We start from the raw sequence: 20080 nt of genomic DNA, 5'->3' as shown, positions 1-20080 counted from the left end.
AGTAAGAATAGAATATGAAACGCTTGTTTTGCATAGTCACCCTAATTAACGCGCTTTTAGCAGTCAACACGCTGTTTGCGCAGGAAACCCAACAGGAGCGCAGAACGCCTCGCCTCGAACGTGGTGAAAGAGCAGAAGATAACGCGTCGTCTCTTCCCGAGCTGACAGTTCGCGCTCAGGATATGAACGATCGTCTCACTCAAGAGGTGGGTAATGCCCGTTGGATGCGTGTAATTTATCGCGAAGTAGATCTGTCGAAAGAACAGAATGCGCCACTATATTATCCTGTTCGTCCGATAAACGGAAACGCCAACCTGTTTTCTACCGTCTTTCAGGTAGTAAGCGAGAACCGCGTAGACGCGTATGAATACTTGGGCGATTACGAAGATTTTTCGGATGCGCATAAAATCACGTTCAATAAAGAATTTCTTGACCGCTACTATATATTCTATGAAGAAGTAGAAGGTCGCGGAGGCGAACCCTCATTAGTTATTAACGAAAGTGATGTTCCGTCCGCCGATGTTCGTTCGTATTATGTGAAAGAGGCTTGGTATTTCGATCAGAACAACTCTGTGTTCGACATTAAGATATTGGCTATTTGTCCAATATTATATGCTTCAGGAGATCTTGGTGAAGAACGTCGCCCGATGTTTTGGTTGCCTTACGAGAATATTCGTCCGTATATCCGTAACAGTTACATCATGACTTCAAACACCAACAACGCGAAAACATTTACAGTAGATGATTATTTCCGTCGTCGTATGTATGATGGTGAGATTGTAAAGACAGAAAATCTGATGAACCGTTCGCTCGTTGAATATTGCCCTACTCCGGACTCTCTTAAAAAGGAACAAGACCGTATAGAAGGACAGTTGGTTGCATTCCAGCAAGCACTTTACTTACAACCGGATTCAGCAGAAATAGCGCCGGACACGAAAGAAGCAAAGAAAAGCGCTTCCGTTCGCGCTTCCAGAGTTTCTTCCACAAAAGAGCCGAAGGCTGCTAAAACCAAAGCTCCTAAAGCCGAAAAAAGTGCTCCTGTACGTAGCATACGAGGTAGAAGATAAAATAAAACCGATATATATTTAAAAAGCCTGCTCTCTTATCAAGTTGGAGAGCAGGCTTTTTTTAATCAGAATTCTACATTTTGTTTCAACAGTTCGGCATAGTTATCTACCCGAAGCATTTCCTGGGGGATTTTTATGCTTTGCGGACATTTAGGCAGGCATTCATTGCATGAAATACAGTGATCCGCTTGTCTTAGCTTTGGTACAGTCCGGTCATAGCCTACCAAGAATTCCCGGCGCGCATTCCGATAGTTTTCATCGTTCGAACTTTTCAACAATTTACCTGCACTTACGCACCTGTTGTAATGTGCGAAAACACCGGGTATATCAATGCCATACGGGCAAGGCATACAATACTGACACTCGGTGCATTGAATAAACTCAGAGTTGATCAGAATCTCCGTTACCCTTTCCAGTGTTTTATATTCATTCTCTTTTAACTCCTGCAAAGGCGAATAAGTGAGTATGTTTTCCTGTAAATGTTCCATATAGATCATTCCACTAAGCACAGTCAGTACATTTTCGGGGGTTCCGGCATAGCGAAATGCCCATTTTGCCGCACTGTCTTCGGGGTGCGATTCTTTCATCATGGTAAGAGCTTGCACCGGAACACGCGCCAATCGTCCACCCAATAATGGCTCCATAACGATAGCGGGAACATTATGCTTCTCCAGTTCGCCGTATAAATACTCCGCGTTTACATTCCAGCCGGTAGCATATTTCCAATCCTGGTAGTTTAGTTGTATCTGACAGAAATCCCATTGAATATCCATGGCCAGCATATAATCGAACGATTTAACATCACCGTGAAACGACCAGCCAAGATTGCGGATACGCCCGGCTTTTTTTTCTTCAAGAAGAAAATCAAGTAGTCCGTTGTTTATAAAACGTTTCATGTCTGTTTCCAATCCGGAACCCAACCCGACCGCATGTATCAGGTAATAATCAATATAATCCACCTGCAAGTCACGCATTGATTTACGATACATCGCGATTCCTTCTTCTCTTGATTTCGGTCCGGGAGCTGCACGATGGTTAGATAATTTAGTGGCGATAAAGAATTTATCCCGCGGATGGCGCTTTAAGGCAATACCTGTTGCCGTCTCTGACATTCCCTGCACATAGACGGGAGCCGTGTCAAAGTAGTTCACACCATGTGCAATGGCGTAATCTACCAACTCGTTTACCGTTTCCTGATCTATTTCCCTTCCATTGCCGTCGGCTCGTTCCTTCATTGGCCATCGCATACAGCCATACCCTAAAAGTGAAACTTTATCACCGGAGTGAGGATTCGTCCGGTAGGTCATTTTATCCGTGGGCACTTCACCAATTACACCACCGGAAGCAGATACTTTGTTACGTTGGTTACAACCGGTCATCATGGCCGCGGTAACAACTGTGCCTGCACCGGCAGTTCTTAAAAAATTACGCCGGCTTATATTCATTTGATTTTTATTTTTCATATCATCACGATTAAATTAAATGATGCCTTAGATTACCTTCTACATACATCGCGCTGAACGGACGAGACGGACAATAATATTCACAGGCACCACAACCGATGCACAACTCTTTATTAACTGTTGGAATTTTAAGTACTACAGGCTGTCTGCCGAAAGGAGCTCCCCCTTGCTGAGGCTTTGTCTCCTCATCTTCTGGATGAAGCGGCACCAAGGTTATTGCCGAAGTGGGGCAATGGCGTTCGCAGGCGTCACAAGGTAATCCGTCTGTATTTACAACACAGTTTTCTTTTATCCATACAGCCTGCCCAATCGCTATAGCCGACTTATCGCCGAGGGTGATATGCTTTATGGCATTGGTCGGACAGACTTTCGAACATTCCGTACATTCCGGTCTGCAATATCCCCTTTCGTAAGACATCTCCGGTTGCATCAGTGTAGATAAATTATGAGAAGGACGCAACACCTTGTTGGGGCAAACCGTTACACATAGCTGGCAGGCGGTGCAATGCGTATTAAAGTTTTTGATACCTTCTGCTCCCGGAGGAACTATGGCAACTTTCCGGTCGGGTGCCTTCTTGTCTTTTATTTCGGCCAAGCCCCCGTCTACTTGTAGTTGTTGCGCTTTAACGGTATTCGCTAAGAAGAACAAACCGGAAATAGACAGAAAATTTTGCCTCGAAACTCCCTTGCTGGGTTTGTCTGTCATCATCGATACATTTTCCGGTTGTACTGCTTTTTCCTTTCCCATTTTTCGGGGAACATATTTCATCGCACCGAAATTACATTTCTCCATACAGTTAAAACACGTAACGCAACGGCTATGATCGATGGACATATGCTTCGAATCAATGCACGAGGCTTTACAATTCCGTTCGCACAAACCACATTTCGTACATTTTTCCATATCGAATGCCGGTCTGAACAATGAAAAGCGCGAGAAAAATCCTAAAACGGTTCCTACCGGACAAATCGCATTACAATAGGTACGTCCGTTTTTCCAGGCCAATACTCCTATAAGGATAATCGTGCCCAAGGCTATCAGCAAGGTGAAAATGCTACTTAGCCAAACTTCTACCGGATAGAAAGTGTAACTGTCGATCCGCTCGGCAAAATGAGCTAATACATTGCTTATGCCCTGATACACGGGTAAGAACAAACTATTGCCGATGCGTCCGTATGCTCCATACGGATCAAGTAGGGCAACAAGAGAACCGATGCCCAAAATAATCCCTGCCGTAAATACGGCTAACAGCCCATAGCGCAACAAGGACAGCGGGGGAGAAAAAGAAAACCGCCTCTTCTTTTTATTCACTCTACGCGATAAGTCCGACACGATATCCTGAAGAACGCCCAAGGGACAAATTACAGAACAGTACACCCTGCCGAACAACAAGGTTAATGCAATTAAAAAGACTATTACTCCTGCATTTAAAGCCAATAATGCCGGCACAAACTGAACTTTAGCCAACCATCCGAACCAGTGGTGAAAAGTACCGGTAAAATCAAGGAAAAGCATAGTTATCAGCGAAAAACATAGCATCGCCAAAATCAATCTGATTTTTCGTAACATATAAGATTATCTGTTTTTGTTCGTTGTTTAAATATAAATTGTTTTCTAATTTTCAATAGCATAATTGGCGGCAAAACGAAAAACAAAAGGAGGAAAACGAAAATCCATCTTGTTCATCTTGTCAATCAGATAAAATGTAGTATCTTTTGTCTCCGAAAATCGAAACGGAAAATTATGTATTGGACATTATTTCTTACTTTTTTTAAGATCGGAGCATTCACTATCGGTGGCGGATATGCCATGCTTCCGCTTATACAACGGGAGGTGGTAGGACGAGGTTGGATGGATGACGATGACTTTATGGATGTCTTTGCCGTGAGTCAATCTCTGCCGGGCGCGTTCGCCATTAACATCTCTATTTTTATTGGTTATCGACTTAAAAAAGTAGCAGGAGCTATCGTTTGTATGCTCGGATCGGTGCTGCCCTCCTTCTTTATTATTCTTATGATCGCGTTGTTTTTTACGCAGATTGCGGATAATGTATGGGTTGAAAAAGCATTCAAAGCCTTACGACCGGCAACTGTGGCACTGATTGCCGTTCCTTGTCTTACCACCGCCTTAAAGCTGAAGTTGAAGAAAAGTGTACTCTTCATCCCTGCAATTTCCGCCCTGCTGATTTGGCAATTAGGGGTTTCTCCGATTTATATTATCGTGGTTTCTGCATTGGGCGGAGTCATATATGATTTATGGATAAATAAAAAGTAATATGGTATTTTGGAAGCTATTTCTCGTTTTTTTTAAGATCGGCATGTTTGGTTTCGGTGGAGGCTACGCCATGTTGTCACTAATACAACAAGACGTTGTGGAAGAACACCAATGGATCACTTCGCAAGAATTTACGGACATCGTAGCCATTTCACAGATGACACCCGGTCCATTGGCTGTAAATACCGCTACTTACGTAGGCTATACAACTATTCTGAATGAAGGCTATTCACAAAACATCAGTATCCTTGGGTCTGCTATCGCCACCATCGCTGTTAGCCTTCCCTCCCTATTTCTTGTGTTGATGATTTCCGTTTCCTATGCTAAATTTCGACGCAACAGGTACGTTTCCGCGGCATTCCTTGGACTTCGTCCCGCCACGGTCGGACTCATCGCCGCTGCCGCTCTTTTATTAATGAACGAACAAAACTTTATCGATATCAAAAGCTTTCTGATCTTTGCCGCCACCTTCATATTAACGTGGAAGCTGAATGTGCACCCAATCCTAATGATAATAATCGCCGCAATCACCGGATTAATTATTTATTGATAGGTTTTTCCTCGACAATAAAACCAGCCATTTTTTTACAATACTATATGAAAAAAAAGATATCCTTTATTTTTCAAAAAATAACCTTTATGTTTGAAAAAATAACCTTTATGTTTTTCGGTCTTATAAGGTGTTGATAATCAATTGAATAAAAACAGGACATTTTCCCGTATTTTTGCTACCCTGCCAAAGCCTCATATACTATTTAATTCCGCTCCATGCAGAGATCTCTCCACTTCGGTCGAGATGACAGGGGAAGGGTGGCAGGATAGAAATGTAGGTGCGAAATTTTTTTCGATCTTTACCAACAAAACTATCTGATAAAGGATTAAAATACCCTTGTCATCCTGAGCTTGTCGAAGGATCTCATCCTGTCTGATTCCCATGCTGTTCTTTCACTGTATAATGAAGTTTTATGCAGAGATCTCTCCACTTCGGTCGAGATGACGGGGAAGGGTGGTTGGGATGATAAGGAGGGTGGTTGAGACGCCAAAGAGGGATGTCGAGATGACAGGAATGGGTGCTCGGGTTAACAGGGAGGGAGGTGGTAATGATTGCCTCATGGCGATAAAACCACCTCAATATGATTGCCGGATGAAAGAAGCGTCTTTGTGAAATTACGGATATCACCGGACGTGATGGACGACAGCGTTTCAAGATAGGTAGAATAGGCGTCAAACCCCATAAAATAAAAATTGTCAATCGCGCTTAACCAATAAATATTGGACGTCTGATTTTCCTGATAATTCTTGATCAGATTCTCTTTTATTTTCGCCAAATCCTTTTCACGGGGAGCCGCTTCAGCAATACGTTGCAATTCCGCAAGAACGATGGCGTTTATCAATTCTTGTTTTTGTGGATCTGTATCATAATATATCTGTAAGGAGGTACGTCCTTCCGGGAAAGAGGTGATTCGTGCCATTGAATTTACACCATAAGAACCTCCTTCATCCTGACGAACTTTCTCCATGTAAACGAGGTCCAGTAATTGGGTCAGGATGTTAGCGGCCAACATATTCTTTAAGGAATATTCGGCTTCGCCATGATAATAATGCACCACCGATGATTTAGGTGTTTCCATCGTTTTTCGTAAAAGTATCTGCTTTTCACCATCCTTATAAGGCACAAGAGCCTTCACATTTCCTTCTTCTTTGCGATGCAACACGGGTAGGGAGGCAAGATATTCTTTAGCCAACATCGCCACAGTGTCCATAGTAAAATTGCCTACGATGGTAAATACAAAATCAGACGCATCCGCAAATCGTTCTTTATACATTTCCAGAATACGGGGATAATCTAAGGAGGCGAGTTCTGCCTCATTGATACGTTTTACTTTCGGGTTGTCGCCATACAGTGCCGTTGTGAGTGAATCTCCGAAAGCGACCATCGGGTTTAATTCCAGATTTTTAAGTTGCGCGTTTATGCGGTTTACATAAGAGGTAAAGGCCGCTTCGTCCATTCTTGGCGCAGTAAAATTCAGGTAAATCAATTCAAAAAGTGTGCGAAGATCCGAGGCAGACGAATACCCGCCTACGCTCTCGCTATTTTCGTCAATGGTGGTTGAACAAGACACATACTTTCCGGCCAAAATCCGATTTAGTTCGATAGCCGAATGTTCACCCAATCCGCCAAGCGAAACAACATCCATAAGAACTTTCCGGTTATGCACATCCTTATCATCAAACAATGTGCTTCCGCCCGGACTTGTTCCGGATACTACAATTTCATCTTCTTTAAAAGCCGTTTGCTTGGCAACAACTTTCACCCCATTGCTTAACGTCAGTAGCACGGCATTGAAAATTGAATCCTGTTCTATCCGAACGATCTCTCCGGGGATTGGTTGTACAGCAAGCAGCGGACGGAGGTTTTCATCCTCCTGATACGCTTCTAAATCCATCTCTGCCACATTGTTAAAAGTTTGAAGAAGAGAAGCCTCATCGGGATAAAGGTCCGTACTTTCCTTATCCGGTCCGGAAATGGTGATAATCACATTCTTGCTGTTCAGAATTTCCCGCGCGTGTTGATTGATTTCTTCCAGCGAAGTCTCTTCCGCGATGTGGCTTACCCAACCAAACTCTGCTTCCATATCCGGCAAATAACCACCCATAGTAAAGTGCGTGATGTACGTAGTTGCATACGTTGAACTTTCTTCGTTATCACGTTCTAAATAAAGATTTTCATAATATTTCAACACATTTATTTTCACTCGCTCATATTCGGCATTTGTGAAACCAAACCGCTTAACCCTTTCGGCTTCACGGGCAAGAATTTCAAGTGTCGATTCGATTTTTCCTTCTTCTGCAATTGCGGCTATACTCCAGGCTGCTTTGGTTTTTGTGCCCATATAATCGCCATCTGATGATTCGGCAAATACGAAAGGCGGATCGGCTTCATAGAGCATTAGGTCTAATCGTTCATTCAGCAGCGTAGTCGTTACGGTCTGCACAAAGTCTTTTTTGATTCCGAGAACTGAGGCATAGAGGGAGTCCGGCATCCGGTCGTGCTTATAGAATAAATTCACAATATACCCCGGCGCTTCTTTGTCTTTGGCTATACTGACGATTGGTTGATGCGTGTCTGGTACATCTGCAACTATACGTTCGGGAGCCGTTGACGGCTTAGGAAGGCTGCCGAACAGTTCCGTCAGCTTTGTTTTTACATAGGCTGTATCCAAATCGCCAACCACCACAACTGCCTGTAAGTCCGGGCGATACCATTTTTTATAATACGCCCGAAGATCGTCCGGCTTAAAAGTCTCAATCACTTCTATCTGTCCGATAGGTAACCGTTGCGCATACCTGCTACCGGCTAAGAGAACAGGATATTGTAATTCCCGAATACGCGTACTCGCATCTCTGTCCGACCGCCATTCTTCCCGTATCACCGCCCTTTCTCGCTCTATTGCTTCATTTTCCAGAAACAAGTCGGACGATATGTCACGTAAAATCAACAGACAGGAGTCGATAATGCCCGTGCGGGTAGTCGGTGCATTCATTATCATATAAACCGTTTCATCAAAAGCTGTATAAGCGTTCAGGTTCTCTCCGCTTTTTAGTCCGATGCTTTCTAAGTAATTGTCAATTTCCTGACCGGGAAAATGCGTTGTTCCGTTAAATGCCATGTGTTCAAGCACGTGTGCCAGTCCGCGTTGACTGTCTTCTTCCTGCAACGAGCCGGCGGATTGTATCAGATAGAATTCTGCTCTTTGCTCAGGTTGGGCGTTATGGCGGATATAGTAGGTAAGCCCGTTATCTAGTTTGCCGTAATTTATCGCGGAGTCGAGCGGTAAGGATATTACATTTGTCTGAGCGAATAAAGAAACGACTGAAAACAAGAAAATTAAGGCAGCAATGAAGGTGCTTGTTCTGCAAATCATAAATACGGTATTATATTAGAAAAACAAAACTAACAAAACTTTTTGGAATTAATAACGTACCTTTGACTGCATAAAAAGGAGGAGGCTGTTAAAATAAACTTCCTGTTTATAAAAGAAATACGTTTTGTTATCCCAAGCTTATGGCAGGACAACAAAACCCCAGTAAAAAAGGTTATTTTTCAATATGGCAGAATTCAATCTGAATATTCTTGGCTGCGGATCAGCATTACCAACAACAAGGCATTTGCCAACATGCCAGATCATTGATCTCAGAGACAAATTATATATGATCGACTGTGGCGAAGGCACTCAGTTGCAGATGCGCAGAATGCGGATACGCTTCAATCGACTAAATCATATTTTCATTTCCCATCTCCACGGTGATCATTGCTTTGGTTTGCCCGGACTACTTTCTACATTAGGATTGCTCGGACGGACTGGTGCGATAACGATTCATGCTGCCAAAGAGATAAAAAACTATATGGATCCCATCTTAGCCGTGTTTTGCAAAGGCTTACCTTTCGAGGTGAAATTTAACCTGATCAACCCCCATCAGCACAACCTCATCATGGAAGATCGTTCGGTAAATGTTTATTCTATACCGTTAAAACACCGTATAGCAGCTTGTGGATTCCTTTTTGAGGAGAAGCCGCGTGAGGCACATATTATTCGTGATATGGTGGACTTTTATAAAGTTCCTGTGAAAAAGTTGAAAGACATTAAGCAAGGAGACGACTTTGTAACTGAAGATGGCGAGGTTATTCCTAACTCCAGACTGACCACTCCGGCAACTCCTCCTAAAAGATATGCTTACTGTTCGGATACGGCATTCAACCCGGATATGATCCCGATCATAGAAAATGTAGATTTGCTCTATCACGAAGCTACTTTTGGAGAAGATGAAGCACTTCGTGCAAAAGAAACATTCCATTCTACCGCTGCTCAGGCTGCTGAAATAGCACTTCGTGCCAAAGCCAAACGACTTGTGATCGGTCATTATTCGGCACGGTATGAAAATATTTCCGTGTTAAAAGAAGAGGCGGATAAAATCTTTCCGGATACGATCCTTGCTCTTGAAGGAATGGTAATTCCATTATAATCGTGTTTTTTTCATTATTTTCAGGCAACTGAGCGGAAAAATAATTATTTTTGTTCTTATATAAGGATATCTGCGCATGAGAGGATTTTTTTCTATACTCTTAATCTTGTTCTTCATAACAAGTACTCCGGTCAACATGTTTTCTGCTGACCGAGTTAGCATATCCTATCCGCAAAAGCAACAAACAAAACCGGAAATCGAGATCTCATTTGTTGACAACAGAATTAAAATTAACAATGCCACTGTAGGGAGTAAACTTGAAATCTACAGTGTTGTTGGTTTAAAAGTTTTGGAAGTTGAAATAAAATATACGTCAGGCGAATATCCGGTAAACTTGTCAAAAGGGTATTATATCGTGCGGGTAGAAGAAACCGTCCGGAAGATAGTTGTTCGCTGATAATATAGAAGTAGGGGCCGGGTTTGCGTGAAAAGCATGCTATCCCGGACTTATCCCCATAACAGCTGATTATTGAAGTTTCAGTATTTCTTCTTCGCTTAATCCTGTGATCCTACTGACTTGCTTTGTAGACATACCTTCTTTCAAACAATTGATAGCCAGTGTGCGTTTCTCTTTTTGAACACCTTCCTCACGACCCTCTTTACGCGCATAATCAACTGCGTTGCGGACATCGTCGTATTCTAATATGCTCTTTTTGTAAGTCGCCATTTCTTGTTTCGTTAGTCGGTTTATTTCTGCGGCTTTAAATAACTTTTCAAAAATCCTGCCCTGCACCGCTTCAGGACGAGTGTCTAACCGAGATAGATTACGTAAACAGAACAACCAACGATCTGTATTGGTTCGAAGTTCGGCTTCAGTTTTCTTAAATTTCGGAAGCTCTACAAAGGCGAAGTTAATCTTTTTAGAGTAAATTGTACCTGTTCTTTGGCGGATTAATTGCACATATTCTAAATAATGTTCGTGATCGTCTGCTACTTCATTAAATAATACAAAGTCTAATATTCCAATAAAATACACTGCTTTCAAACGAAAGTCCCATTTTCCTTTGATTCCTTGTTTCTGGATTGGGTAGGAAGCATAGTATAAACTTCGGTCACGGAAGTAGGGTTGCTTGGCTCGTTGAATCTCAACTATAAAATATTCTCCTTTTGCGTTTGTGCAGAAAATATCAAAAATAGCTTTCCGTTCGGTTGCTTCTTCTCCTTGTAAAATCGTCGGTTCATATTGAAGATCAACTATTTTATCTGGTTCAGGAATGATTTCGTTTAAAAAATCAATTAGGAGATCTTTGTTTAATTCGTTAAAAAACAACTTTTTAAATCCGAAATCAGTTAGCGGATTGATATAACAGAAAGGTTCTTTCTCAATCATAGGTAAGGTTTTTGATCTTATTTTTAATACTTATTCCGGCAAAAGTAATAAAAATGGCTTTTGTTTTTTCGAATGGATTTTCACTTTTGCAATAAAATGAAGAGAAAATCAATGAAACCGGGAAAACGATTTGTAAGTAAGGGCAGGTACTTTGGTTTCATTTTATCAAAAGAATATAGCGAAAAAACAGACAATTCATTTTGTAATCCTTCAGACAATGCATAATTCACTCTTTTTGATTAAGTTTGCGGAACTAAAATTTCTAATATCATTTATATGCAATTATCGATAGATCAAAAGGATATAGATAAGTTTATTATGATCGGTGACAAGGTGCTCATCCGACCCAAAAACCCGAATAGTCAGACGAAATCGGGATTATATCTTCCTCCCTCCGTACAACAAGGAGAAAAGATACAATCTGGTTATATTATTAAAGCAGGACCGGGCTATCCTCTTCCTACGCCGGCGGAAGAAGACGAAGCATGGAAGAAAAAGAACGACGAAGTTCAATACCTTCCTCTTCAGGCACATGAAGGAGACCTGGCTATTTATCTGCAAAACGCGGCATACGAAATTAACTTTAATGAAGAAACATACCTGATTGTTCCTCATTCTGCCATTTTAATGCTGGTGAGAGACGAGGGCTTGTTTGAATAAAATGTGTAAAACAGTAATTAGTACGAAAGATAGGAGCGATTGGAATGAATAAAATTGTAAGTAAGGAACACTTTTCGGCAAATGTGGTAAAGCTTGTTGTTGAAGCACCGCTTATTGCGCGTTCAAGAAAAGCAGGCCACTTTGTGATTGTAAAAGTAGGCGAAAAGGGAGAACGTATACCGCTTACCATAGCTGGTTCGGATATCCAAAAAGGAACGATAGACCTGGTAATTCAAGGTGTTGGTGGCTCTTCAAAGAAGATATGTGCTTTAAATGAAGGTGATTATATCACAGACCTTGTAGGTCCGTTAGGACAAGCCACTCATGTTGAGAAGGTAGGGACTGTTGTGTGTGCAGGAGGAGGCGTTGGCGTAGCTCCGCTTTTACCGATCGTAGAAGCTTTTCATAATGCAGGCAACCGGGTGATCGTAGTCTTGGCAGCGCGTACGAAAGAACTCGTGATCTTAGAAGATCAGATGAAGAAATATTCGGACGAAGTGATTGTCATGACAGATGATGGTTCATACGGAAATAAAGGGTTGGTTACGAATGGGGTTGAGAGTGTAATAAATCGTGAGAAGGTAGATTTGTGTGTAACTATCGGACCCGCAATCATGATGAAATTTGTTGCTGCGCTCACGAAAAAATACGATGTTCCTACATTAGCATCCCTGAATACGATTATGGTGGATGGCACGGGGATGTGTGGCGCATGCCGTATAACCGTAGGCGGACAAACAAAGTTTGTTTGCGTAGATGGTCCCGAATTTGATGCCCATCAAGTAGACTTCGACGAAATGTTGATGCGATTGGGAGCATATAAAGAGTTAGAGCAAAAATAAGAACCTTATGACACAACAAGATAGTATTGCCGCACGCCGTGCGGAACCGTGGAGGGAAGAACTTCGCAAAAGCAAAAAAGCAAAAGAACGCACAGACCTCGTTCGTGTAGAAATGAACGAACTGGATGCCGACTACCGAAATAAAAACAATGAAGAGGTAAACCTCGGACTTACCAAAGAACAAGCTATGCTGGAAGCTCAGCGTTGTTTAGACTGTGTTAATCCGACTTGTATGACCGGTTGTCCGGTAAGTATCAATATTCCGACATTTATAAAATACATAGAGGTTGGAGATATTTCGTCGGCAGCCAAAATATTAAAAGAAACAAGCGCGTTGCCAGCTGTTTGCGGACGTGTGTGCCCACAGGAAAAACAATGCGAAAGCCAATGTATCTACACAGCTAAGATGAAAAAAGAAGCCGTAGCTATTGGCTATCTGGAACGCTTCGCGGCAGATTATGAGCGTGAAAGTGGAAATATATTCGTTCCGGAGATCGAAGAGAAGAACGGAATTAAAATTGCGGTAGTTGGTTCAGGTCCTGCCGGATTATCTTTTGCCGGAGATATGGCGAAAAGAGGCTTTGATGTAACTGTTTTTGAGGCCTTACACGAAATCGGCGGCGTATTAAAATACGGCATACCTGAATTTCGTCTGCCAAACCAGATTGTAGACGTAGAGATCGATAGTCTGCGTAAGATGGGGGTTACGTTTATAACGAACTGCATTGTAGGAAAAACAATTAGTTATGAGGATTTGCATACGGATGGTTTTAAAGGAATTTTTGTAGCCAGTGGAGCCGGATTACCTAATTTTATGAATATTCCGGGAGAAAACTTGGTTGGTGTTATGTCGTCCAACGAGTACCTTACTCGTGTTAATCTGATGGATGCGGCTAATCCTGAGAGTGATACTCCCGTTCTGATAGGAAAAAAAGTTGCTGTGATTGGCGGAGGAAATACCGCGATGGACTCTGTTCGTACGGCTAAAAGATTAGGTGCTGAACGAGCAATGATCGTTTACCGTAGAAGCGAAGAAGAAATGCCTGCACGTCTGGAAGAAGTAAAACACGCCAAAGAAGAAGGTGTGGAATTCCTAACGCTACACAACCCAATTGAATACCTTGGTGACGAACGAGGCCGGGTACAAGAAATGAAACTTCAAAAAATGGAACTTGGCGAACCGGATGCTTCGGGAAGAAGAAGCCCGATCCCTATTCCGGGAGCAATCGACACGATTGAAGTGGATGAGGTGATTGTCAGTGTGGGCGTATCTCCAAATCCACTTATACCTCAAGCATTCAGCGGACTGGAAGTAACCCGTAAAGGCACGATCGTTGTAAGTGAAGACAATATGCGTTCAGCTTTAGCCGATGTATACGCCGGAGGAGATATTGTTCGTGGAGGTGCTACGGTAATCCTGGCAATGGGAGACGGACGTAAAGCAGCCGCAGCCATGGCCGAAAGTCTGCTTTCGAAATAAGAAAACAAATAAAAAGCACGATGAAGGACATAACGAAAGAGAATATCTTCTCTTCTGTTTTGTCCTTCATTTCATTATATCTTTAAAATCCGGTCTAAAAATCGTATTTTTGCCTGATATTTCTAAAAGAAATGATAGAAGAATATATATACAATACAGATAGTGGCTTCTCTTTAGACGATATAAAAGCACTTGTGTTTGGCGAAGCAAAACTGTCTCTCCCGGCTGACACGTTGAACAAAGTAGATCATTGTTTTCACTTTCTGGAAAAATTCTCAAAAGAGAAAATCATCTATGGTATCAACACCGGTTTCGGCCCCATGGCTCAGTATAGGATAGAAGATCATTCACTGAAAGAGCTACAATATAACATTATACGAAGTCATTCTACCGGTGCAGGAGAAGCTCTCCCTCCTATCTATGTAAAAGCAGCCATGATAGCCCGACTATCTACTTTTTTACAAGGATATTCAGGTGTGCATACAGAGTTAATTGTCTTACTGACTGAATTTATCAACCACAATGTTTTTCCGCGTATTCCTGCGCATGGAGGAGTCGGAGCAAGTGGAGACCTGGTTCAATTGGCGCACATAGCACTTACTCTGATCGGAGAGGGTGAAGTGATGTTTGAAGGAAACTGGGATTCGTCGGAGAATGTTATGAAAAAATTGGGGTTAACCCCATTTAAGGTCAGGATAAGAGAGGGATTGTCTGTCACAAACGGCACTTCTGTAATGACAGGAATAGGATTAATCAACCTGATATACGCACGCCAATTACTGGCACTCTCGGTTACAGCATCTGTGATGGTGAATGAAATTGCGTCTTCCTTCGACGACTTCGCATCGCCTGTTTTAAATGGAACGAAGCGTCATTCCGGACAACAGCGTATTGCTAAGATGATGCTTAGTTGTTTTGAGGATAGTCGTTCCGTATTAAAGCGCGAAGAGATTCTATTCACAAAGAATGAAGAAAAGATTTTCAGTCATAAAGTACAGCCTTATTATTCATTACGCTGTGTACCACAGATATTAGGTCCTATTCTTGACACAATAGATACCGCGGAAAAGGTGCTGGTCAATGAATTAAATTCAGCGTGCGATAATCCGATCATCGACCCGGAGACAGAGAGTGTTTATCATGGTGGAAATTTCCACGGTGATTATGTTTCATTCGAAATGGACAAACTCAAGATAGCGATCACCAAGCTAACCATGCTGACAGAAAGACAATTGAACTATCTGTTTCACGATCGGATCAATGGAATTCTCCCTCCTTTCGTCAATCTGGGTGTTTTAGGATTAAATTATGGTCTTCAGGCGGCACAATTCACGGCAACCTCGACCACTGCTGAATCTCAGACATTATCCAACCCGATGTATATTCATAGCATTCCCTGCAATAACGATAATCAGGACATTGTAAGTATGGGAACAAACTCAGCCTTGCTTGCGAAAACAGTAATAGACAATGGTTTTCAGGTGATGGCTATTCATTTTATGGCGATCGTACAGGCGATAGACTATCTTCAATCGCAAGATAAACTCTCTGGATACACACGTGGTATATATCAGGAATTACGTGATTTCTTCCCCGTTTTTAAGGAGGATACCCCCAAATACAAAGAAATAGAAAAGATGATTGTATGGTTAAAGAACAAACAATTATCTTTACGACACTTTTGACAAACAATAATACAAGGGATTTCAAATTATGAATAAATACGCGTTAGTTACAGGAGGAAGCCGTGGCATAGGACGAGCTATCTGCCTGAAGCTTGCCCGAATGGGATACACCTTACTAATCAACTACCGTTCCAATGAAACAGAGGCCAAGAGAACGTTAGAAGAAATAGAGAGCCTGGGCGGTAAAGGTGAACTAATGCCGTTTGATGTCTCTGACGCTGATAGCGTAAACAAAGCCTTAAATAAATGGATATCTGAACATGCAGGTAGTTATATTGAAGTACTTGTAAATAATGCCGGTATAAAGCAAGATAACCTGATGATATGGATGACTGAAAAGGAATGGTATAATGTAATTAATCCAAGTCTGAATGGTTTTTTCTATGTAACTCAGTTGCTTTTAAAAGATATGATAGTAAAACGCTTCGGTCGTATTATTAATGTCGTTTCTTTATCAGGAATAAAAGGTATGCCGGGTCAAACCAACTATTCCGCGGCTAAAGGTGGGGTAATCGCAGCCACTAAGGCTTTGGCGCAGGAAGTCGCTAAAAAGAAAGTAACCGTAAACGCTGTCGCTCCGGGCTTTATTCGTACGGACATGACAGAAGGTTTAAACGAAAACGAATTAAAGAAGTTAATTCCTTCAGGCAGATTTGGAGAGCCCGAAGAAGTGGCTGAACTGGTAGGTTTTCTCGCCTCACCGGCAGCGGCTTATATAACCGGGGAAGTCATTTCTATTAATGGAGGTTTATATACATAATGATGAATAGAGTAGTTATTACAGGAATGGGTATTTACTCCTGTATCGGAAAGAACAAAGAGGAAGTCGTTTCTTCGCTCTACAACGGAGTGTCCGGTATTGGAATTGATCCTGTTCGTAAAGAGTACGGATATAACTCAGCACTAACCGGAATATTGGAAAGGCCGGACCTGAAAGGTTGTTTAGATCGTAAAAAACGAAACTATCTTTCAGAACAGGGTATGTATGCTTATGTAGCTACAACCGAGGCTCTACAACAAGCGGGCATTGACGAAGACTTTCTGGAGAAGAACGAGGTTGGTATCCTTTATGGGAATGATAGCAGCACAGAACCCGTGATTCACGCGGTGGATGTTATCCGCGAAAAGCGTAATACCGCATTGGTCGGTTCAGGGTCTATCTTTCAGAGTATGAATTCGACAGTAACGATGAACCTTTCTGTTATCTTCAAGTTACGCGGAATAAATTTCACGATCTCAGGGGCCTGTGCAAGTGGATCTCATGCGATCGGAATGGGATTCTTGCTGATTCAATCAGGCTTACAGGAAGCAATCGTTTGTGGTGGAGCGCAGGAGGTAAACATGTATTCCGTAGGGAGTTTCGATGGTTTATCGGCTTTCTCATCACGTGAAGATAATCCGGGCGCAGCATCTCGTCCTTTTGATAAAAACCGTGACGGATTAGTGCCCAGCGGTGGCGGAGCGACTGTTATACTTGAAAGCTACGAGTCAGCGAAAAGACGGGGAGCAACTATTCTCGCAGAAGTAATTGGTTATGGTTTTTCCTCTAACGGAGACCATATTTCTGTTCCGAACATAGACGGGCCTAAACGTTCTCTGGAAATGGCGTTACGTAATGCTTCACTATTGCCTTCCGACATACGATATATTAATGCGCACGCAACATCAACTCCTTTAGGAGATCTGAACGAAGCTCATGCGATTGTGCAGGTTTTCGGAGAAAAGTCCCCTTATGTCACTTCTACTAAATCAATGACAGGACATGAAATGTGGATGGCAGGAGCCAGCGAAATCGTATATTCAACACTGATGATGGAGAAAGGGTTTATCGCACCCAATCTTAACTTTGAAGAGCCTGACGAAGCATCTTCTTTATTAAATATTCCGACAAAGACTATCGAAACTGAATTTGACACTTACCTGTCTAATTCATTCGGGTTTGGTGGAACTAATTCGTCTTTAATCATCAAAAAATTTACTCCTTAAATATTTTAAGTATACATAAACTATGGTAGATGCAGCATTAATTCAAAAAATAAACGAAAAACTCGCCGAAGAATTTGAAACAGATATTGAACTAATTCAGCCTGATGCTCCACTTATGCAAACACTTGAGTTAGATAGCTTAGATTTGGTTGATATGGTAGTTCTTGTGGAACAGAACTTTGGTTTCACACTAAAGGCTCAGGATTTTATTGGAATCAAAACGTTTCAGGACTTCTACGACTTTATTGACTCCCGGGTGAATGAATCAAAATAAAAACTCTAATTGGAAAGGGAAAACCAGAGGCGGCACTTTCGGATATCTATTCTTTATTTTTCTTATTAAGATATTCGGGATCAGGGCGGCCTATGCCTTTCTGACATTAGTTATTATTTATTTTATACCCTTTGCTCCGAAGGCAACCCGCTCAGTTTGGTCTTTCGCGCGAAAGAGATTGGGTTATGGGAAATGTAAAAGCTGCTGGTTTCTGATCAGAAACTACTACCTTTTAGGACAGACTTTGATTGACAAAGTTGCTGTGGGAATGGGGAAAACGAAAGCTTATCAGTTTGATTTCGGCGATAACTACGATCAATTTCTTCAAATACTGAACCAACCTACAGGAGTAATACTGATGGGTGCGCACGTAGGTAATTGGGAAATTGGCGCTCCTTTCTTCGATCAGTACGGAAAGAAGATGAATGTTGTCATGTATGATGCCGAATACCAAAAGATCAAGCAAGTACTCGAACAAAACAAAAAAGAGCAGAACTATAAGATTATCCCGGTAAATCAGGACAGCTTGGCGCATGTTTTTGAAATAAAGAACGCATTGGATAAGCAAGAATATATTTGTTTTCAAGGAGATCGTTTTGTCGAAGGAAGTCAGACTCTTGAGTCGACCTTTTTGAATGAGAAAGCGGCATTTCCTTCCGGTCCTTATTTATTGGCATCAAAATTGCGCGTCCCTGTTGTCTTCTTTTTTGCCGTTCGCGAAAAAGGAATGAAATATAAATTCAGGTTCGTGCCTGCCAAAGATTCCGATGTAAAAGGAAAAAATAGTTCAGCACAGTATTTGCTGGAACAATATACGTCTGTATTAGAGGGTTTGGTAAAGCAATACCCCGAACAATGGTTTAACTATTACGACTTTTGGAAACTACCCAATAACAAAAGCTTATGAAATTAACATCTCCTCAAAAAGAACAATATAGTAAAGATCTGTTATCTGCGGCTGAAGCGCAACGCTTTGCGCAGGTAATTTCATTTGCCCCGGTAGTATTTCAAGTTGCCCGGTTAATGAAAAAATTTGGTTTGTTTACAGCGCTAAGAGATGCTGACAACGGACTTTCCTTGGATGAGCTATCAGAAAAGAGCAAGCTTAGTAAGTATGCCGCTCAGGTTTTGCTGGAGTCTTCTCTTACAACTGGTACGGTTTTATTGAAAGACGAAAAGTTCTTCTTGAGCAAAACCGGCTGGTTTCTGCTGACTGACGAAATGGCATCCGTCAACATGGATTTTAATCATGATGTAAACTATGCTGGTTTATTTCATTTGGAGGAAGCATTACTAAATAGTAAACCGGAAGGTTTGAAGGTCTTTGGCAATTGGCCAACCATCTACGAAGGTTTATCTTCCTTGCCGGAAGAAGTAAAGAAAAGCTGGTTTGGTTTTGATCATTTCTATTCCGACAATTCTTTTAGGGACGCATTGAAGATCGTCTTCGAAAAACCGGTTTCTACTTTGCTTGATGTGGGTGGAAACACCGGAAAGTGGGCTTTGGAGTGCGTGGCTTATTCTCCTGACGTAAATGTTACGATCATGGATCTTCCTCAACAAATACAGATGATGTATAAGAATATTTCCGACAAGCCCGGAGCAGAACGCATCCACGACTTTGCCGCGAATCTTCTGAATCCGGAAACAGTCTTTCCGGAAACTTTTGACGCCATCTGGATGAGTCAATTCTTAGATTGCTTTTCTGAAGAAGAAGTATTTAGTATCTTGTCACGAGTAAAAAAGGCTATGACTTCCGAAAGTTCGTTATATATAATGGAAACGTTCTGGGATCGGCAACGCTATGAAACGGCTTCTTTCTGCTTAGCGCAGACAAGTCTCTATTTTACAGCAATGGCGAACGGAAATAGCAAGATGTATCATTCAGACGATATGATACGACTGATCGATCAGGCTGGATTGCAGGTGGAAACGATTCATGACAACCTCGGATTAGGACATAGCCTTGTTAAATGTAAATGCAAATAGAATC

General features: G+C 41.9%; 18 protein-coding genes. 14 read left to right on the top strand and 4 right to left on the bottom strand.

Annotation, left to right across the window (positions count from 1 at the left end; translation table 11 throughout):
• Positions 1-14: 14 nt before the first annotated feature.
• A complete protein-coding gene (gene porN / locus B9Y81_RS12250; RefSeq protein ID WP_085537202.1) occupies positions 15-1067 on the top strand; it encodes a type IX secretion system ring subunit PorN/GldN in 1053 nt (350 codons plus the stop codon).
• Between the two features lie 65 nt (positions 1068-1132).
• Here the strand turns inward: porN and B9Y81_RS12245 are convergent, their stop codons facing one another.
• Positions 1133-2530 (bottom strand): aldo/keto reductase, encoded by a 1398-nt coding sequence (locus tag B9Y81_RS12245; protein WP_085537201.1) that lies wholly within the window; start codon positions 2528-2530, stop codon positions 1133-1135.
• 10 nt (positions 2531-2540) lie between these two features.
• Complete coding sequence (locus B9Y81_RS12240) at positions 2541-4100, bottom strand: 4Fe-4S binding protein (RefSeq protein WP_085537200.1); 1560 nt, start codon at positions 4098-4100, stop codon at positions 2541-2543.
• Positions 4101-4274: 174 nt separating this feature from the next.
• Between B9Y81_RS12240 and B9Y81_RS12235 the strand changes: the two genes are divergently transcribed.
• Together B9Y81_RS12235 and B9Y81_RS12230 are read left to right on the top strand one after the other, a co-directional pair.
• Positions 4275-4805, top strand: a complete 531-nt coding sequence (locus B9Y81_RS12235; protein ID WP_085537199.1) for a chromate transporter — start codon at positions 4275-4277, stop codon at positions 4803-4805.
• Position 4806: 1 nt separating this feature from the next.
• Complete coding sequence (locus tag B9Y81_RS12230; protein WP_085537198.1) at positions 4807-5355, top strand: chromate transporter; 549 nt, start codon at positions 4807-4809, stop codon at positions 5353-5355.
• Positions 5356-5914: 559 nt separating this feature from the next.
• On the opposite strand, the gene B9Y81_RS12220 is transcribed toward B9Y81_RS12230, so the two are convergent.
• Complete coding sequence (locus tag B9Y81_RS12220; RefSeq protein WP_085537196.1) at positions 5915-8731, bottom strand: M16 family metallopeptidase; 2817 nt, start codon at positions 8729-8731, stop codon at positions 5915-5917.
• Between the two features lie 184 nt (positions 8732-8915).
• Here B9Y81_RS12220 and B9Y81_RS12215 point away from each other — a divergent pair, with 184 nt between their 5' ends.
• Together B9Y81_RS12215 and B9Y81_RS12210 are read left to right on the top strand one after the other, a co-directional pair.
• Positions 8916-9830, top strand: a complete 915-nt coding sequence (locus B9Y81_RS12215; RefSeq protein WP_085537195.1) for a ribonuclease Z — start codon at positions 8916-8918, stop codon at positions 9828-9830.
• Between the two features lie 76 nt (positions 9831-9906).
• A complete protein-coding gene (locus B9Y81_RS12210) occupies positions 9907-10227 on the top strand; it encodes a T9SS type A sorting domain-containing protein (protein ID WP_139822922.1) in 321 nt (106 codons plus the stop codon).
• Between the two features lie 69 nt (positions 10228-10296).
• Here B9Y81_RS12210 and B9Y81_RS12205 read toward each other — a convergent pair whose 3' ends face one another.
• On the bottom strand, positions 10297-11160 hold the full coding sequence (locus tag B9Y81_RS12205; protein ID WP_085537193.1) for an Rpn family recombination-promoting nuclease/putative transposase: 864 nt from the start codon (positions 11158-11160) through the stop codon (positions 10297-10299).
• Between the two features lie 276 nt (positions 11161-11436).
• Here B9Y81_RS12205 and B9Y81_RS12200 point away from each other — a divergent pair, with 276 nt between their 5' ends.
• The 9 genes from B9Y81_RS12200 to B9Y81_RS12160 all read left to right on the top strand — a co-directional run bounded on the left by B9Y81_RS12200 (position 11437) and on the right by B9Y81_RS12160 (position 20076).
• A complete protein-coding gene (locus B9Y81_RS12200) occupies positions 11437-11820 on the top strand; it encodes a co-chaperone GroES (protein WP_085537192.1) in 384 nt (127 codons plus the stop codon).
• Between the two features lie 44 nt (positions 11821-11864).
• The gene (locus B9Y81_RS12195) at positions 11865-12662 is read left to right on the top strand and encodes a sulfide/dihydroorotate dehydrogenase-like FAD/NAD-binding protein (RefSeq protein WP_085537191.1); all 798 of its coding nucleotides are present in this window, start codon (positions 11865-11867) and stop codon (positions 12660-12662) included.
• 7 nt (positions 12663-12669) lie between these two features.
• The gene (gene gltA, locus B9Y81_RS12190; protein WP_085537190.1) at positions 12670-14142 is read left to right on the top strand and encodes an NADPH-dependent glutamate synthase; all 1473 of its coding nucleotides are present in this window, start codon (positions 12670-12672) and stop codon (positions 14140-14142) included.
• Positions 14143-14273: 131 nt separating this feature from the next.
• Positions 14274-15827, top strand: a complete 1554-nt coding sequence (locus B9Y81_RS12185) for a flexirubin biosynthesis tyrosine ammonia-lyase FlxA (protein WP_085537189.1) — start codon at positions 14274-14276, stop codon at positions 15825-15827.
• A gap of 28 nt (positions 15828-15855) precedes the next feature.
• Positions 15856-16587, top strand: a complete 732-nt coding sequence (gene fabG / locus B9Y81_RS12180; protein ID WP_085537188.1) for a flexirubin biosynthesis SDR family reductase FlxB — start codon at positions 15856-15858, stop codon at positions 16585-16587.
• Between the two features lie 2 nt (positions 16588-16589).
• Complete coding sequence (locus B9Y81_RS12175) at positions 16590-17813, top strand: beta-ketoacyl-[acyl-carrier-protein] synthase family protein (protein WP_085537187.1); 1224 nt, start codon at positions 16590-16592, stop codon at positions 17811-17813.
• Between the two features lie 22 nt (positions 17814-17835).
• Positions 17836-18087, top strand: a complete 252-nt coding sequence (locus tag B9Y81_RS12170; protein ID WP_085537186.1) for an acyl carrier protein — start codon at positions 17836-17838, stop codon at positions 18085-18087.
• Positions 18074-18994 carry an LpxL/LpxP family acyltransferase gene (locus tag B9Y81_RS12165; protein WP_085537185.1) on the top strand — a complete coding sequence of 307 codons (921 nt, stop codon included), beginning with the start codon at positions 18074-18076 and terminating at the stop codon, positions 18992-18994. Before B9Y81_RS12170 ends, B9Y81_RS12165 begins: the two co-directional genes overlap by 14 nt.
• Positions 18991-20076 carry a FlxJ family methyltransferase gene (locus B9Y81_RS12160; RefSeq protein ID WP_085537184.1) on the top strand — a complete coding sequence of 362 codons (1086 nt, stop codon included), beginning with the start codon at positions 18991-18993 and terminating at the stop codon, positions 20074-20076. Before B9Y81_RS12165 ends, B9Y81_RS12160 begins: the two co-directional genes overlap by 4 nt.
• Positions 20077-20080 lie beyond the last annotated feature (4 nt).

The sequence above is a fragment of the Massilibacteroides vaginae genome (assembly GCF_900178525.1).
Lineage (GTDB): Bacteria > Bacteroidota > Bacteroidia > Bacteroidales > Tannerellaceae > Massilibacteroides > Massilibacteroides vaginae.
Note: the sequence above shows the minus strand (reverse complement) of the source record. Positions and strands in the feature narration are given on the sequence as shown.